Source organism: Kaistia sp. MMO-174 (assembly GCF_037147815.1).
Classification (GTDB): domain Bacteria; phylum Pseudomonadota; class Alphaproteobacteria; order Rhizobiales; family Kaistiaceae; genus Kaistia; species Kaistia nematophila.
Window position 1 is genome coordinate 210,541 of sequence record NZ_JBBCUO010000004.1, and the last position, 16,188, is coordinate 226,728.

Annotated in this window: 15 protein-coding genes; 11 read left to right on the forward strand and 4 right to left on the reverse strand. The window is 66.0% G+C overall.

Going from position 1 to position 16,188, the window contains the following annotated elements:
- Positions 1-30: 30 nt before the first annotated feature.
- From WFK98_RS16075 to WFK98_RS16095, 5 genes are all read left to right on the forward strand, one after another.
- Entirely contained in the window at positions 31-954 is a 924-nt protein-coding gene (locus WFK98_RS16075; RefSeq protein ID WP_266338777.1) for an AraC family transcriptional regulator, read from the forward strand.
- Positions 955-1,276: 322 nt separating this feature from the next.
- On the forward strand, positions 1,277-2,710 hold the full coding sequence (locus WFK98_RS16080; protein ID WP_266338778.1) for an extracellular solute-binding protein: 1,434 nt from the start codon (positions 1,277-1,279) through the stop codon (positions 2,708-2,710).
- A 166-nt stretch (positions 2,711-2,876) separates the two neighbouring features.
- The gene (locus WFK98_RS16085) at positions 2,877-3,758 is read left to right on the forward strand and encodes a carbohydrate ABC transporter permease (protein WP_266338779.1); all 882 of its coding nucleotides are present in this window, start codon (positions 2,877-2,879) and stop codon (positions 3,756-3,758) included.
- Positions 3,755-4,591 (forward strand): carbohydrate ABC transporter permease, encoded by an 837-nt coding sequence (locus WFK98_RS16090; RefSeq protein WP_266338780.1) that lies wholly within the window; start codon positions 3,755-3,757, stop codon positions 4,589-4,591. Before WFK98_RS16085 ends, WFK98_RS16090 begins: the two co-directional genes overlap by 4 nt.
- A 5-nt stretch (positions 4,592-4,596) precedes the next feature.
- On the forward strand, positions 4,597-4,842 hold the full coding sequence (locus tag WFK98_RS16095; protein WP_266338781.1) for a DUF2160 family membrane protein: 246 nt from the start codon (positions 4,597-4,599) through the stop codon (positions 4,840-4,842).
- A gap of 81 nt (positions 4,843-4,923) precedes the next feature.
- Here WFK98_RS16095 and WFK98_RS16100 read toward each other — a convergent pair whose 3' ends face one another.
- The 4 genes from WFK98_RS16100 to WFK98_RS16115 all read right to left on the reverse strand — a co-directional run bounded on the left by WFK98_RS16100 (position 4,924) and on the right by WFK98_RS16115 (position 9,299).
- On the reverse strand, positions 4,924-6,207 hold the full coding sequence (locus WFK98_RS16100) for a TRAP transporter large permease (RefSeq protein ID WP_336800937.1): 1,284 nt from the start codon (positions 6,205-6,207) through the stop codon (positions 4,924-4,926).
- Positions 6,204-6,746, reverse strand: coding sequence for a TRAP transporter small permease (locus WFK98_RS16105; protein WP_266338783.1), 543 nt, complete (start codon positions 6,744-6,746; stop codon positions 6,204-6,206). Before WFK98_RS16105 ends, WFK98_RS16100 begins: the two co-directional genes overlap by 4 nt.
- A gap of 47 nt (positions 6,747-6,793) precedes the next feature.
- Positions 6,794-7,750, reverse strand: coding sequence for a TRAP transporter substrate-binding protein (locus tag WFK98_RS16110; protein WP_336800938.1), 957 nt, complete (start codon positions 7,748-7,750; stop codon positions 6,794-6,796).
- 229 nt (positions 7,751-7,979) lie between these two features.
- Positions 7,980-9,299: an aminotransferase family protein gene (locus tag WFK98_RS16115; RefSeq protein ID WP_336800939.1), complete on the reverse strand. Its 1,320-nt coding sequence runs from the start codon at positions 9,297-9,299 to the stop codon at positions 7,980-7,982.
- Between the two features lie 445 nt (positions 9,300-9,744).
- Here WFK98_RS16115 and WFK98_RS16120 point away from each other — a divergent pair, with 445 nt between their 5' ends.
- The 6 genes from WFK98_RS16120 to WFK98_RS16145 all read left to right on the forward strand — a co-directional run bounded on the left by WFK98_RS16120 (position 9,745) and on the right by WFK98_RS16145 (position 16,169).
- Positions 9,745-10,419 carry a GntR family transcriptional regulator gene (locus WFK98_RS16120; RefSeq protein ID WP_266338786.1) on the forward strand — a complete coding sequence of 225 codons (675 nt, stop codon included), beginning with the start codon at positions 9,745-9,747 and terminating at the stop codon, positions 10,417-10,419.
- 196 nt (positions 10,420-10,615) lie between these two features.
- Positions 10,616-11,629, forward strand: a complete 1,014-nt coding sequence (locus tag WFK98_RS16125; protein WP_266338787.1) for a substrate-binding domain-containing protein — start codon at positions 10,616-10,618, stop codon at positions 11,627-11,629.
- 44 nt (positions 11,630-11,673) lie between these two features.
- Complete coding sequence (locus WFK98_RS16130) at positions 11,674-13,164, forward strand: sugar ABC transporter ATP-binding protein (RefSeq protein ID WP_336800940.1); 1,491 nt, start codon at positions 11,674-11,676, stop codon at positions 13,162-13,164.
- Positions 13,161-14,147 (forward strand): ABC transporter permease, encoded by a 987-nt coding sequence (locus WFK98_RS16135; protein ID WP_336800941.1) that lies wholly within the window; start codon positions 13,161-13,163, stop codon positions 14,145-14,147. Before WFK98_RS16130 ends, WFK98_RS16135 begins: the two co-directional genes overlap by 4 nt.
- A complete protein-coding gene (locus tag WFK98_RS16140; protein ID WP_336800942.1) occupies positions 14,144-15,091 on the forward strand; it encodes an ABC transporter permease in 948 nt (315 codons plus the stop codon). Before WFK98_RS16135 ends, WFK98_RS16140 begins: the two co-directional genes overlap by 4 nt.
- Positions 15,092-15,215: 124 nt before the next feature.
- Complete coding sequence (locus WFK98_RS16145; RefSeq protein WP_336800943.1) at positions 15,216-16,169, forward strand: ABC transporter substrate-binding protein; 954 nt, start codon at positions 15,216-15,218, stop codon at positions 16,167-16,169.
- Positions 16,170-16,188 lie beyond the last annotated feature (19 nt).

Genomic DNA, 16,188 nt, shown 5'->3' on the forward strand with positions numbered 1-16,188 from the left:
GGCCCGGTCCCCCGAGAAGGAGGGGCCGCCATGGGTTTCGAGCGCCGTTTCGCGCCGGATTTCGAGGTCATCGTCTGCGCGCCGTCGGAATCGTTTCGATGGAACGTCCACGACTACCCGCACCATCTCGCCAAGTGGCATCATCATCCCGAGTATGAACTGCACCTGATCCAGTCGAGTTCCGGCAAGATGATGATCGGCGACCATGTCGGCGACTTCCAGGCCGGCTGCCTGGTGCTCACCGGCCCCGACCTGCCGCACAACTGGGTCAGCGCCAGCCAGCCGGGCGAGACCATTCCCGATCGCGACATGCTGATCCAGTTCAGCCCGGCTTTCGCCGAGAAGGTGGCGGACCTCTGCCCGGAATTCGGCGATGTCGCCACCCTGTTCGCCGACGCCGCGCGCGGCGTCGAGTTCAGCGGCGAGACGGCGGAGGAAGGCCGCAGGCTGCTACGCGAGATCGGCGGCACGCACGGGCCGCAGCGTCTGGTGCTGTTCCTCGAACTGATGACCATCCTGGCGCAGACGCCGCGCGAGCGCCGCGTCCTGTCCCGCGCCGCGCCCAGCTTCGTCGCGCAGACGCGCTCCTCGGAAAAGCTGGAGATCGCGATCAGCCACATCCTGGCGAACTTCGCCAGCGAGATCCGCCTGTCGAAGGTGGCGGGACTTTGCGGCATGGAGGCGAGCGCCTTCTCGCGCTTCTTCAAGAAGCAGACCGGCCACACCTTCGCCCGCTACGTGAACTGCTCGCGCGTTCACGCCGCCTGCAACCTATTGAGCCAGACGGAGAAGCCGATCACCGACATCTGCTTCGAGGTCGGCTTCAACAACGTCGCCAACTTCAACCGCCAGTTCGTCAAGATCTGCGGGCAGTCGCCCTCGGCCTACCGGCGCGAATCCCGCCGCATCGGCACGATCACGCGGTTCGAACAATTGAGCGCCATACCGGCCTGAGCGGCGCATCGACGCCGCCGGGCCGCCTCCCGCGCGCCGACAAAATTGTACAGAAGCGACGGCAAACGCGCGTGGTGACACCGAACAGCCTCTTCTAGAGTCCACCCTGAAGCACGCGGTTGATCGGCAGAACGGACCCTTGGTCCGGCCCGAGGCTCGGAGGAGAGCCCCGCTCGCTTCGGAAGACTGAACATGCGGCGCGCGCCACGACGGTGGCGCGTTGGAAGGTCCGGCTCGCGCAGCAGCGCGCGAACACTCATGCCTGCTTCGCAGGAAGCGGCTGGGAGCCGGTTGCCGTCGACAATCCGAGGGAGGACGAGGAATGTCTGGTTTGAAGCGAATGATGCTCGGCGCGGTTGCGGCGGGCCTGATGGCAGGCGTGACGCCCGCCAAGGCGGACTTCTGGTCCGATGCCGGCAAGGAATTCTCCGGCGTCACCATCCGCGGCATCTCCGAGAGCACGCCGCCGTCGAACTACGTCAAGAACGTGCTGGGCCCGGCCTTCACCAAGGCGACCGGCATCAATGTCGAGTTCGAGGCGACGTCCTGGGATCAGATGTACGACAAGGCGATCAAGGACATGGAGGCCAATACCGGCATCTATGACTTCGTCTATATCGAGCAGGACGCGGTCTACGGCTATCTGTCCCGTGACTTTCTGGTCGACATCACCAAGTTTCTTGCCGAAAATCCGAAGCTGAAGGCGCCCGACTACGATCCGGCCAACTTCACCACCTTCGCCAACTACTTCAAGGGCAAGGACGGCGACCTGTTCGGCGTGCCGATGGAGGCCTTCATCAAGGTCTACCTGTACCGCAAGGACCTGTTCGAGGATCCGGACGTCAAGGCGGCGTTCAAGGCCAAGTACAATCGCGACCTGGCGCCGGCCAAGAACCACGCCGAATACACCGAGGTCGCCGACTTCTTTACCCAGTGGGGCAAGGACAAGGGCATCGAGCTCTGGGGTTCGACGGTGCAGGCCAATACCGGCCACCCGGCGTCCTGGTATGAATATGTCGAGAGCGTCGCCCCGACCTTCGGCGTCTACAACTGGGGCATCGACGCGGCCAACAATTATGCCGCGACGGTCGAGCACGGCGGCAAGATGAACAGCCCCGAGGCCAAGGCCGCGCTCGAGTTCTGGATCAACCTGCTGAAGAACGCCCCGCCGGAGTCGACCGCGTCGACCTGGGACGAGGTCGCCGCCACCTTCGCGGCCGGCCGCGCCGCCCAGGGCCTCGTCTATGGCGAGAACGCGGCCTGGATCGCCACGGACGACTCCAAGTCGAAGGTCGTCGGCAAGGTCGGCGTCTCGCTGCCGCCGGTCGAGCCGGGCGTGATGGAGGCCGCGGAAGCCGGCACCGGCTATATCGGCTACTATGACGGCGGCGCCTTCGGCGTCCCGCATTCGTCGAAGAACAAGGCGGCCGCCGCCCTGTTCCTGCAGTATATCGCGCAGCCGTCGGTGCAGGCGGACTGGGCGGTCGCGGGCTCCCGCATCACCCTGCAGTCGACCTATGACGATCCGAAAGTCCAGGCCCAGGACGCCAAGACGGACGGCTACTACACGCTGATGCGCGACCAGGGCAAGCTGTTCGCCGGCGCCCCGCCCTACCCGTTCCACAACCAGCTGCGCGAGACCGTCGCCCCGATCTTCTGGCAGGCGATCTCGGGCGAGCTCTCCGCCTCGGATGCCCTCGACCAGATGGCCGAGGCCTCGGAAGCGGAACTGACCAAGCTCGGCTACCGCAAGTAAGCCGCCACGCGAAAGCGCCCCGCCGGAGGCGGGGCGCAGGGCGGGCCCTCTCCGGGCCCGCCCATTCCGCGATCGAGGGCCACGGCCCACCCCTGCCCGCCCGACCGTCGCCACGAGCGAGCGGGCGACGCGGCGATCCGCACGCGTTTCAACGAGGAACGGCTTCATGCGCTCCCAAACACTCGGCTGGCTGTTTCTGGCGCCGACCCTTCTGATCCTGGCCGTCTTCGGCCTGACCCCGTTCCTCTACGTGCTGGTGGTAAGCTTCTTCGACTGGAACAGCTTCGCCGCCGACCCGACCATGCGCTTCAGCGGCCTGTCGAACTATCGCCACCTGGTGTTCGACAAGGGCTTCCTGATGGCCCTCTGGAACACGTTGAAGTTCGGCGTCTTCGCCGTCGTCAGCCAGATCGTGCTCGGCTACTTCCTGGCGCAGCTCTTCATGAAGGATTTTCCGCTGAAGGGCTTCTTCCGCACCATCCACACGCTGCCGCTGATGATCGCCCCGGTCGCCGTCGGCGCCACCTGGCGCCTGATGACGGTGCCGGGCCTCGGCCCGATCCCCTATTATCTGAACCAGTGGTTCGGCTACGAATTCCTGATCAGCCGCTTCGCCGGCCAGGCCTTCCTGACCGCCGTGATCATGGACGTCTGGCACTGGACGCCGCTGGTGACGCTGACCCTGCTCGCGGCGCTCTCCTCCATGCCGAAGGAGCCGTTCGAACAGGCGCAGATCGACGGCGCCAACCGCTACCAGACCTTCTGGTACGTGACGCTGCCCATGCTGAAGCCGGCCATCCTCTCGGCCCTCTTCATCCGCCTGATGGATGCGATGCGCACGGTCGACGAGATCTGGATGCTCACCGGCGGCGGCCCCGGCTCGGCGACGCGCTTCATCGGCCTCTACATCTGGCGCATCGTCTTCCCCAAGACGGACTATGGCTACGGCTCGGCCATGTCGCTGATCACGCTCTATCTCACCATCGTCCTGTGCTGGCTGCTCTATGCCGGCCTGGTCGCCCGCCGCGATCTGAGGAAGCCCGAATGACACGCAACCGCCCTGGCCTGTCGCTGCTGTTCTGGCTGGCCGCCAGCCTGGTGACGCTGTTCCCGATCTACTGGATGTTCGTCGTCTCGGCGCGCAGCCGCGTCGAGCTGTTCAGCGCGCCGAGCTTCCTGATCCGGTCGTTCTTCTCCGAGAACTACCTGAACACGATCCACGACCCGACCTACCAGAAGTACATGCTGAACTCGATCGTCATCGCCAGCTCGAACGCGATCCTGGTGACGGTCCTCGCCCTCTTCGCCTGCTATGCGCTGTCGCGCTACAAGCTCACCGGCAAGGAGAACATCTTCTTCTGGACGATCACCAACCGCATGGCGCCGCCGGCCGCGTTCCTGCTGCCGCTGTTCCTGCTCTACACGCAGGTCTTCGTCGTCGGCGACTGGAAGATGTTCGACACGCGGATCGGCCTGATCCTGCTCTATTGCGTGTTCAACCTGCCGTTCGCGATCTGGACGCTGCGCGGCGTCATCGACGCCATCCCGCGCGAGCTCGACGAGGCGGCCTATGTCGACGGCGCCAGCACGCTGCAGGTGATGTTCCACGTCATCCTGCCGCTGGCGCGGCCGGGCCTCGCGGTGACGGCGATCCTCTGCTGGGTCTTCGCCTGGAACGAATATCTGTTCGCCGCGACCCTCACCAGCGTCAACGCCCGCACGATCACCACGGGCCTGGCCGAGTTCGTCACCGTCACCGGCACCAACTGGGGCCAAATGGCCGCGACCGCCATGCTGACCCTGATCCCGGCCGTGGTATTCCTGGCCCTGGTGCAGAAGCACATCGTCGCCGGCCTCACCTTCGGCGCCGTGAAGGGATGAACGAGATGGCGAGCGACTCCATCAAGACCCCCGTGCCCCGCCAGAATGGCAACGGCGCGCCGAAGCGCGCCGTCCGGCCCGACGGCTTCCTGCCGATCGACACCAACCTGTTCGACCGCATCTTCATCGCCGTAGTCGTCTTCGTCGCGATCCACCTGTTCTGGATGCGCTTCGTCGAACCGGCGCTGTCGATCTATGTCGCGACCGCGATCTCGGTGGTCGTCGGCGCGATCATCATCAAGCGCGGCTGAACCCAGCGCCGGCTCGACAAACAAAAAGGGCCGCTCTCCACGCCGGAGAGCGGCCCTTTATCTGTCCGGATGTCGGAGCGGCTATTTCATTCCCATGGCGTGCGGCAGCCAGAGCACCGTCTGCGGCACGAAAGTGATGACCAGCAGCACGCAGAGCACGATGCCGACGATCGGCAGGCTGGCCCACAGCACCTCGCGCATCGGCACCTTGGCGATCGACTGGGTGATCAGCAGGTTGAGGCCGAGCGGCGGATGGATCAGTCCGACCATCAGGTTCAGCACGATGACAAGGCCGAAATGGGTCGGGTCGATGCCGAAGCTGGTGGCGGCCGGCAGGAAGATCGGCACCAGGATGATCGTCGCCGGCGTCGAGTCGAGGAACATGCCGGCGACCAGGAAGACGACGTTGACGATCAGCAGGAATTCCCAGGGCGACAGGTCGGCGCCGTGCAGCAGGTTCTGGATGTCGCGCGGGATGCCGTGGACGACAACAAGATAGGCGATGAAGGACGAGACGGCGACGACCAGCATGATGTTGGCGGTCTGCAGCCCGGCATCGGTCAGCATGCCCGGAAACTGGCTCCACTTGAACTCGCGGTGAATCACCCAGCCGACGAAGATCGCGTAGAGCACGAGCACCGCGCCGAGCTCGGTGACGGTAAAGAGTCCGCCCTTGGCGCCGACGATCAGCAGCAGCGGCATGGAGAGCGCCCAGGCGCTGCCCTTGAACTGCTTGCCGATCACGCCCCACGGCTTGCGGCCGCGCGCCGGCAGATCGTGCTTCTTGGCGTACAGGATGACATAGGCGATCAGCGCCGAGGCGATGAGCAGGCCGGGAACATAGGCGCCGACGAACAGCTTGGTGATCGAGACCTGGGCGATGACGCCATAGATGACGAGCGGGATGCTGGGCGGGATGATCGGGCCGATGACGGCGGCGCCGGCCGTCAGGGCCGCGGCGAAGCCACCTGAATAGCCCTCCTTGCGCATTTCCGGGATGATCAGCGCGCCAGAAGCGGAAGCATCCGCCACCGACGATCCGGAAATGCCGGCCAGGAAGACGTTGGTGCCGACATTGACGATGCCGGACGAGCCGCGAATGCGGCCGAGCGCCGAAGAGAACAGGTCGACGACGCGGGTGGTGATGCCGCCCGAATTCATCACCGAGGCGGCGAGGATGAAGAACGGCACGGCCAGCAGCGGGAAAGAGTCGATGCCGTTGACCATCTTCTGCGCCAGGATGAAGCCCGGCATGCCCCAGATCGCGATGATGATCAGCGCGGAGACGCCGAGCGCGATGGCGATCGGAACCGCCAGCAGGGCGAGCACCAGGAAGGTGACGGAGAGAACGCCGAGCATGATCATGATGCGGAGCTTTCGGTCGATGCGCCGTGGCCCTGGGATTGGGCCCTGAAGGCGGCTTCGCGCAACGCCGACTGGCGCGGCGTCAGGATGCGCTCGATAACGAAGAACAGGCCGAGCCCTGCAAAGGCGATCAGCGAGCCGTAGAACCAGGCGAAGGGCAGCCCCGTCGCGGGCGCGATCTTCTGGCCGACGACGATCATCAGATGGCGCGCATAGACGATCAGCATGACGAGGAAGGCGGCGGTGGCGAGATCGATCACGACGCCGAGCCGCTTGAACAGGTCGGCGTTCAGCCGGTCGTGCAGGAAGTCGATGACGATCAGTTCGCGACGGCTGATCAGCAGGGCGGCGCCGAGGAAGGTGAGCCAGATGAAGAGAAGACGGGAGATTTCCGCCATCCCCGGCGTCGCCGCGCCGATAAAGTAACGCGAGAAGACCTGCACGCAGACGAGAAGCACGATCGCGAGCAGCATGGCCCCGACCAGAAAGCTGAGAAGCCGGCGCAGAACATCGCCGATCCGGACGAGGACGTTGGTCATCTTACCCCCAGGGAGAAGCCCGCCGCCGTGGCGGCGGGCCTGGTGCTTTACTGCGAGGCGCGAATCTTGGCGATGATCGGCTGCAGGGCCGGATCGTAGTTCGCGGTCGCGGCCTTGGCGATGAACGGCGCCAGGTCGGGCTTGTGGACGACCACGCCCTCGGCGACGAGCGAGGCCAGCACGTCGGCCTGCGACTTGTCCGTGTAATCGCGATACCAGTCGGCGCTGGATTCAGCCGCCTTCTGGAAGGCGGCGCGAACGCGCTCGTCCTGCTTCTGGTACCAGTCCTCGTTGCACATGAAGCCCATGGTCTCGGCCATGTGGTTGGTCATGACGAGATGCTTGGCAACTTCGTAGAAGCGCTTGTCCTTGATGGCGACCAGCGGCTGCTCGACGCCGTCGACGACGCCCTGCTGGATCGCCGTGTAGACTTCCTCGAACGGAACTGTCGCCGGATTGGCGCCGAGTGCGCGGATCGACTCGATATAGGCAGGGATGCCGGGGGCGCGGATCTTGCGGCCCTGCAGGTCGTCGAGGCTGTCGGCGGGCTTGGTCACCAGGAACTGGCGGAAGCCGTGGAAGGCCGGACCGATGACGCGGAAGCCGGCGTCCTTGGCGATCGACTCGATGATCTCCTGGCCGATCGGGCCGCGCCAGATGCGGAAAAAATCGTCCTCGTCGCGATAGAGATAGGCGACGCCCTCTGCATTGGCGGCCGGATGGAACGAGCCGAGGTCGCCGACGCTCTCATACATGCACTCGAGCACGCCGCCCTTCACCTGCTCCACCATCTCGTCGACCGTGCCGAGATGCGAGCCGGGGAACAGCTCGATCGAAACGTCGCTGCCGAGATCGGCCTCGATCTTCTCCTTGAACACCTGCATGGCCTTGGTGTCCGGGCTGTCGTCGGAACCGGCACCGCCGATGCGGACCGAGACGCCGGCCTGGGCCGACACCGTGGAGATCGCCGCGACACAGACGGCGGCAAGAAGCGTCTTCAACATTCGCTATTCCCTCAGTGGTTTTTCTTGTTCCGGGCACGCCGCGTCATGCGCACGCGCCCGCCTGCGCAGTCCGATCCAGTCTCGTTGCTTGAGCATGTGACAAGAAACGATACTCGATTATTGATAGTCTGCAAGCCAATCTCCGCCGCATGCCTTGCCCGATACGCAGGCATGTATGCCGCGAAGGCCACGCTTGGGAAGACGGAAGCGATCGCAGACCCCGACGCCATCACGCGATATCGCCGATGGTCTCGTCGAGAGCGTCGACGATGACGTCGATTTCCGCCTCGCTGACGATGAAGGGCGGGGTGATCTGGATATGGTCGCCGCCCTGGCCGAAATTGGCGCCGGGAACGCCGCCGCCGACGATGACGCCACGATCCTTCATGCCCGCGACAAGCCGCGAGGTGAAGTTCTTCTCGGCCGGGAACGGCGCGCGGGTCGCGCGGTCGGCGACGAATTCGACGCCGCCATAGAGGCCGCGACCGCGCACCTCGCCGATGCAGGCATGGCGCTGCTGCAGCGCGTCCAGCCGGTCGTGCAGATACTTGCCGATCGTGCCGGCGCGCGTGAACAGGCCCTCCCACGACATGATGTCGAACACCTGCTGGCCGATGAAGCACGAGGTCGGATGACCACTATAGGTGAAGCCGTGCACGAAGCGCTTGCGGCTGTCGCGGAAGAAGTCGGTGATCTTGTCGTTGATCAGCACGGCGCCGAGCGGCGCGTAGCCGCTGCCGATCGCCTTGCCGCAGGTGATCATGTCGGGAACGACGTCCCAGTCCTCGATCGCGAACGGCCGGCCGGTGCGGCCATAGCCGGCCAGAACCTCGTCGGCGACGAACAGGATGCCGTAGCGGTCGCAAATCTCGCGGATGCGCTTGTAGTAGTCGGGACGCGGAACCAGGCCCGAGGCGGTGGTGCCGACGATGGTCTCCGCGAAAAAGGCGGAGACGGTCTCCGGTCCCTCGAGATTGATCGCGCGCTCCAGTTCGTCGGCGCAGTCGAGCGTGCAGCCGCCCTTGTCCTTGCAATAGGCGCAGCGATATTCGTAGGGCGGCGCGATGTGGATCACCGGCAGCATGTAAGGCGTGTAGGGCGCACGCCAGCTGGTGCGGCCCGACAGCGACAGCGTCGCGATCGTCACGCCGTGATAGCTCTGCCAGCGCGAGATGATCTTCTGGCGCTGCGTGTCACCGCGCTCCAGATGATACTGGCGGGCCAGCTTCAGCGCCGTCTCGTTCGCTTCGGAGCCGCCGGAGACGAAATAGACCGACTGCATCCCCTTCGGTGCGACGGAGAGGATCGACTTGCCGAATTCTTCCTGCCAGGGCGTCGTGAACTGGGCCGAATAGGCGAAGGTCACCTTGTCGCCGGCCGCCGCCAGCGCCTGGTAGATCTCGGTGCGGCCATGGCCGATACCGACCACGCCGGCGCTGCCCATGCCGTCGAGATAGGCCTTTCCGTCCGCGTCATAGAGATAGACGCCTTCGCCGCGGACGGCGGTCGGGAGCTCGGCTGCATAATCCCGGGAAAATATCGACGACACCTGGCTCTCCTGCTGGGCGTGCGCCACGCGTATGGCGGCGGCTCTCATGCCGTCCGTTTCGCCGTCTCACGACAGCCTGGCGGACGCCGCGCAAGATCCTGCGAGTTAGAACTAGTGTCAATATCGATTATTGATAAAATGGCAGTCGAAAAGGACAGGAAATTGCCTGCCACCCTGAGCCGCAGCCTGAGACAGGAATCGCGCACAGGATGCGGGACGAAGGAACGCTCGGCCTAGTCGTGGTCGGAATATCGTTTATTGTTAGTTTTCAACACCCGACAGGCAAACGATCCGCTCGGAACTGGCTGGAGCGCATGAAGGCAAGCTACGCTTGGAGGCCGGCGTCGCGGGAAACGATTCCCGCCGCATGGCCAGCGACAGAACGACCGACGGACGGGCGCCGCCTCGGCACCACCTCTCACCCGCCGCGTACAGGAACGATCCGATGATGGGCCGCCAGACCAAGAAGCCCGTATCCGGTGATACGCATGCCAGTCTCGAAGCCGAGATCGGCGACGCGTTGCGCAGCGCCATCCTGGATGGTGAATTCGCCCCAGGCGTGCGCCTGATCGAGCTGGAGCTCGCCACCCGCTTCAACGTCAGCCAGGGCACGATCCGCGCCGCGCTGAAGTTCCTGCAGGCCGAGGGCCTGGTCGAGTACCGGCCCCGGCGCGGCAATTTCGTCATCACCGTCGAGAAGAGCGACGTCTACGAGATCTCGATGCTGCGCGAGGCGCTGGAATCGCTCGGCGCGCGCCTCGCCGCCAAGCGGATCGACGACCAGGGCCGCGAGGCGCTGGAAGAACTGCTGCAGGCAATGCGGACGGCCGCGCGCACCGGCAACCGGGCGCGGCTGACCGAACTCGACTTCGACTTCCACCGCACCGTGATCGAGATCTCCGGCCACCGCCGCCTGATGGAGGTCTACAACCGGCTGGAGGGTCAGACGCGGATGTTCCTGCGCCTGACCGACAAGTTCTACCACGATCCGCTCGACATCATCGAGCTGCACGAGCCGCTGGTGAACGCCATCTGTAGCGGCGACGCCGAGGCCGCTTTCCAGCTCGCAAACCGGCACGCAGACGCCGATGCCGAGGAACTGATCGAGAGCATGCGCTGATCCGCCTGCCGGAGCGGAACTTTCCGTTGCGGCAGATGCAATCTAAGGCATTGACTGAAAAGACGCTATTCCGACGCGTCGGGTCAGCCGACCCGGAGCCGGCCAATCCGATTGACCGGCCATTCCGCCTATGAGAGCCTGCGTTGCGAGCCGCAAAGAGACGCGCTGAAGCGACTGGCTCCGGGAGGAATGCGCCATGAGAAAATTGCCCATTCTGGCTACCCTTGCCCTGGTTCTGATGGCCGGGGCCGCCCATGCCGACACGTCCGGCAAGAAGATCGCCTTCTCCAACAACTACGCCGGCAATTCCTGGCGTCAGGCGATGCTGAAGAGCTACGACATCATCACCAAGAAGGCGGTCGCCGACGGCATCGTCGCCGCGTCCGACGTCTTCACCACCGCCGATCAGGAAGTGCCGACCCAGGCGGCGCAGATCCAGAACCTGATCCTGCAGGGCTATGACGCCATCGTCATCAACGCCGGCTCGCCCGACGCCCTCAACGGCGCCGTCAAGCAGGCCTGCGACGCCGGCATCGTCGTCGTTTCCTTCGACGGCATCGTCACCGAACCCTGCGCCTACCGGGTCGTCGTCGACTTCAAGGCGATGGGCAAGGAACAGGTCGCCCAGATGGCGAAGTTCCAGCCCAAGGGCGGCAATCTCCTCGAGATCCGCGGCCTCGCCGGCACCTCGATCGACGAGGAGATCCACGCCGGCATCCTCGAAGGAATCGCCGCCAACCCGCAGTTCAAGATCGTCAATTCGGTCACCGGCAACTGGGACCAGACGACGGCGCAGAAGGCCGTCGCCACCGTGCTGCCCTCGCTGCCCGAGATCGTCGGAATCGTCGACCAGGGCGGCGACGGCTATGGCGCGGCACAGGCCTTTGCCGCCGCCGGCAAGCCGCGCCCGACCATCATTCTCGGCAACCGCCAGGACGAGTTGGCCTGGTGGAAGGAGCAGAAGGCCAAGGACGGCTACCAGACGTGGTCCTCGTCGATCGCGCCGGGCGTCTCCTCGCTCGCCTTCTGGGTCGCCCAGCAGGTGCTCGACGGCCGCACCGACATCCCGCACGACCTGCTGGTGCCCTACCTCGCCTTCACGCAGGAAGACTTCGAGGCGGCCCTGCCGAACATCCCCGAGGGCGGCGTGGCCACACATGAATACACGCAGGCCGACGCGATCGCGGCGATCAAGGCCAACATCAAGTAGGCCGGGATCTCGCCCTCCCTCTGTCTGGGTGAATGCGGGTTGGAATGTCCGAGGGTAGCTCTGCCATCGTAAGGCTGGACGGCGTCGAAAGACATTTCGGCGCCGTCCGCGCGCTCGACGGCGTCGACCTCACGGTCGATGCCGGCGCCTGCGTCGGGCTGGTCGGCCACAACGGCGCCGGCAAGTCGACGCTCATGCATATCCTGGCCGGCAGCGGCCGGGCCGATCGTGGCCGCATCACCATCGCCGGCCACGAGGAGACCGCCTATTCGGTAGCGCGAGCGCAGCAGCTCGGCATTCGCTGCGTGTTCCAGGAACTGTCGCTCTGTCCCAACCTGACGGTGGCGGAGAATGCCCGCATCACGCATGCGTCGCTGCGTGGCATCGGCTGGCGCAGGCGGTCGGCTGCCCTGATCCGCGCCAAGCTCGACGAGATCTTCCCCGGTCACGGCATCGACCCGTCCGACGTCGTTGGCGACCTCGCCATCGGCCAGCGCCAGATGGTCGAGGTGGCGCGCGCCTTCACCGTCACCGACGACCCGCTCCATCTCGTCATCCTCGACGAGCCGACCTCGTCGCTCGACGCCCATACCGCGGGACAATTGCTCGCCTTCGTGCGCCGCGCCGTCGGCCAGGGCATCAGTTCGATCCTGATCTCGCACATGCTGGGCGAGATCCTCTCCACCTGCGACCGGGTCGTCGTCATGCGCGACGGCAAGGTGGTCGCGGCCGACGCCGCCGCCGCCTTCGACCGCGACCGTCTGGTGGCGACGATGGGCGGCGCCAAGCACCGCGACAAGGCCGGCGCCGCCGCCCGGGCTCGCGGCGAGACGCCGGTCATGGTGCAGGCCCGGCCGCGCGGACAGGCGGCCGGCGCCGAGCTGGTGGCGCATCAGGGCGAAGTCATCGGCCTTGCCGGCCTCGCCGGCCACGGCCAGACCCGGCTGCTGCTCGACATCTACCGCGCCTCGACGGCGCGCCGGGCCGGCATCGCGGTCCGCGCCCCGGTGGCGCTCGTCGCCGGCGACCGCCAGACCGACGGCATCTTTCCGCTCTGGTCGATCGCCGAGAACATCGGCATCCGCTCGCTCGCCAGCCTCCGGCGCGGGCTGCTGCTCTCGCCCGAGCGCGAGGAAGCGCTCGCCCGCGCCTGGCAGCAGAAGATCGGCATCCGCACGCCGGTTCTCGACAACAACATCCTGTCGCTCTCAGGCGGCAACCAGCAGAAGGTGCTGTTCGCTCGCGCCCTCGGCTCGGACGCCGGCATCGTGCTGATGGACGATCCGATGCGCGGCGTCGACATCGGCACCAAGCTCGAGGTCTACGACCTCATCCGCGAAGAGGCCCGCAAGGGCCGCACCTTCCTCTGGTACACGACCGAGATGGACGAGCTGGAAAACTGCGATCACGTCTATGTCTTCCGCAATGGCCGCATCGTCGCCGACCTCGCGCAGAGCGAGCTGACCGAGGAGAAGGTGATCCAGTCCTCCTTCGAGGAAGGCGGACCGGAAGCCGCGCGGGAGCATACCCAATGAGCGCCGCCGCCCCTCCTTCCGAGCCGCTCGCCCGCGCCGGCTGGCGCTCGCCGGCCTTCGCCCGCGCGCTCCGCGCCCTGCTGCCGGCGCTGTCGCTGGTGCTGATCCTGATCGCGATCGCCTATCTGAACCCGCGCGCGATCAGCTATTTCGGCTTCTCGCTGATGCTCAATCTGGCGATCCCGATCGCGCTCGCGACGATCGCGCAGATGTTCGTCATCACCGTCAACGAGCTCGACCTGTCGATCGGCACCTTTGTCGGCTTCGTCGGCTGCGTCACCGCCACCTGGCTTCGCGATGCGCCGCTCCTCGGCATCGTCGTCCTGCTCGGTTCGATCGGCGTCTATGCCGCCCTCGGCGCGCTGATCCACCTGCGCAACCTGCCGTCGATCGTCGTGACGCTCGGCATGAGCTTCGTCTGGCAGGGATTGGCCGTGCTCATGCTGCCGAAACCAGGCGGCAAGACGCCGGACTGGCTGCAGGGCTTCATGAGCCTGAAGCCGCCCTTCGTGCCGTTCCCGATCATCGCGGCGGTCGTCATCGCGCTCGGCGTGCATGTCGCGCTGATGCGGACCTCCTACGGCGCCGTGCTGCGCGGCACCGGCGGCAACGCCCAGGCGATCCGCCGGGCCGGCTGGTCGATCCTGAAGACCAAGGTGACGATGTTCGCGCTGACGGGCCTGTTCGGCGTTCTGTCCGGCATGGCGCTGGTCGGCATCACCACATCCGCCGACGCCAATCTCGGCAACGGCTACACGCTGCTGGCGATCGCCGGCGTCATTCTCGGCGGCGGCGAGTTCGTCGGCGGCCGCGTCTCGCCGATCGGCGCCGTCATCGGCGCGCTGACGCTGGCGCTCGCCGCCTCGCCGCTGCTGACCTTCATGCATATTCCGCCCGACTGGCAGGTGGCGGCCAACGGCGCCATCCTGATCATCGTGCTGGCGGCGCGCGCCCTGATCAGCCGCCGGGAGGGCGACCGATGAACGGCATCAACACCCTTCTCGCCCGGCCCTGGATCTGGTCGTTCATCGGCGCGCTGGTGGTCTGGCTCGCGGCCATCACCTTCACCGGCGGCTATGGCGCCGGCGGCATGATCACGGCGGCGCTGTCGCTCGCCGTCTTCATGGTCATCGTCGGCATCGGCCAGATGTTCGTCATCACGCTCGGTCCCGGCAATGTCGACCTGTCGCTGCCAGCCAATATCGGCCTCGCCAGCGCCGTCGCCATGAAAGTGATGGGCGGCAGCAATGCGATGATCGCCGTCGGCCTGGTGGCGGCGCTGGCGAGCGGCACGGCGGTCGGCGCCGCCAACTACCTCCTCATCCGCGTGCTGCGCATCCCGCCGATCATCGCCACCCTGTCGTCAAGCTTCATCGTCCTGTCGATCGACATCGCCTATGGCCGCGGCCTGCAGATCAAGCCGCCGCCGGCCTTCGCCGATTTCACCAATATCCAGATCCTCGGCATCCCGATCCTCGCCATCGGCGGCGTCCTCTTCGCCTGCCTCGCCGGCATCGCCCTGCAACGCATGATCTATGGCCGCTCGGTGCTGGCGATCGGCCAGAACATGCGCGCCGCCTGGCTCGCCGGCATTCCGGTCGAGCGCATCCGCTTCCTGACCTACACGCTGTCCGGCGCGCTCGGCGGCATCAACGGCGCCCTGCTCGCCGGCTATTTCCGCGGCGCCAGCGTCGATATCGGCAACGAATATCTGCTGAGCTCGATCGCCGTCGTCGTCATCGGCGGCACCTCGGTCGCCGGCGGCAAGGCCAACGTGCCGGGGATCTGGGGCGCCTCGCTGTTCCTGGTTCTGCTGCTCACCATGCTCAACACCTTCGGCGTCAGCGCCGGCGTGCGCCTGCTTCTGACCGGCCTCATCATCGTCGGCGTCATCACCGCCGCTGGAGGCCAGGCCGCGCAGCGCTAAACAGCCCTCGCCGCGACCCGCGTTCGGCGGAAACCGGCATCGATGTTGACTTATGGTCCGGGGGCTGGTTTCACCTTTTGACCGAACAAACAAATTCCAATGAGCCACCAAGGGGGGCCTACTGATGAAGTTCCTGACTGCCGCCGCGATCGCGACCCTCGCCTTCGTCCAGCCCGCCCTCGCGCGCGACGTCACCGTCGATGTCACTGCCATCGTCGAGCATCCCGCGCTGGACGCGGTGCGCGACGGCGTCAAGGACGCGCTCGGCGAGGCCGGCTTCAAGGTCGGCGAGAACCTGACCTTCAATTACGAGTCGGCCCAGGGCAATCCCGGCACCGCCGCGCAGATCGCCCGTCAGTTCATCGGCAACGGCCCGGACGTTATCGTCCCGATCTCGACTCCGTCGGCGCAGGCCGTGGTTTCCGCCACGCGCGACATCCCGATCGTCTTCTCCGCCGTCACCGATCCGGTCGGCGCGCAGCTCGTCAAGCAGCTGCAGAAGCCGGGCGGCAACGTCACCGGCCTCTCCGACCTGTCGCCGGTCGCCGACCACGTCGCGCTGATCAAGGAAATCATCCCCTCGGTGAAGACCATCGGCGTGCTGTTCAACCCGGGCGAGACCAACTCGGTTACGCTGGTCGAGCTGCTGAAGAAGTATGGCGCCGAGCAGGGCATCGCCGTCGTCGAGTCGCCCGCCACCCGTTCGTCGGAAGTGCAGAACGCCGCCCGCGCGCTTTCCGGCCGCGTCGACGCGATCTACGTGCCGACCGACAACACCATCGTCTCGGCGCTGGAATCGGCTGTCGCCGTCGCCGTCGAAAGCAAGCTGCCGCTCTTCACCGCCGACACCGAATCGGTCTCGCGCGGCGCCGTCGCGGCGCTCGGCTTCAACTACTATGACGTCGGCAAGCAGACCGGCGCCATCGTCGTGCGCATCCTGAACGGCGAGAAGGCCGGCGACATCGACATCAACGTCGCCGCCGGCACCGATCTCGTGATCAACCCGGCCGCCGCCGAGAAGATCGGCCTGACGCTGCCCAAGTCGATCGTCGACCGCGCCACCAAGGTCATCAAGTAATCAAAAGGAAGGCCCGGCC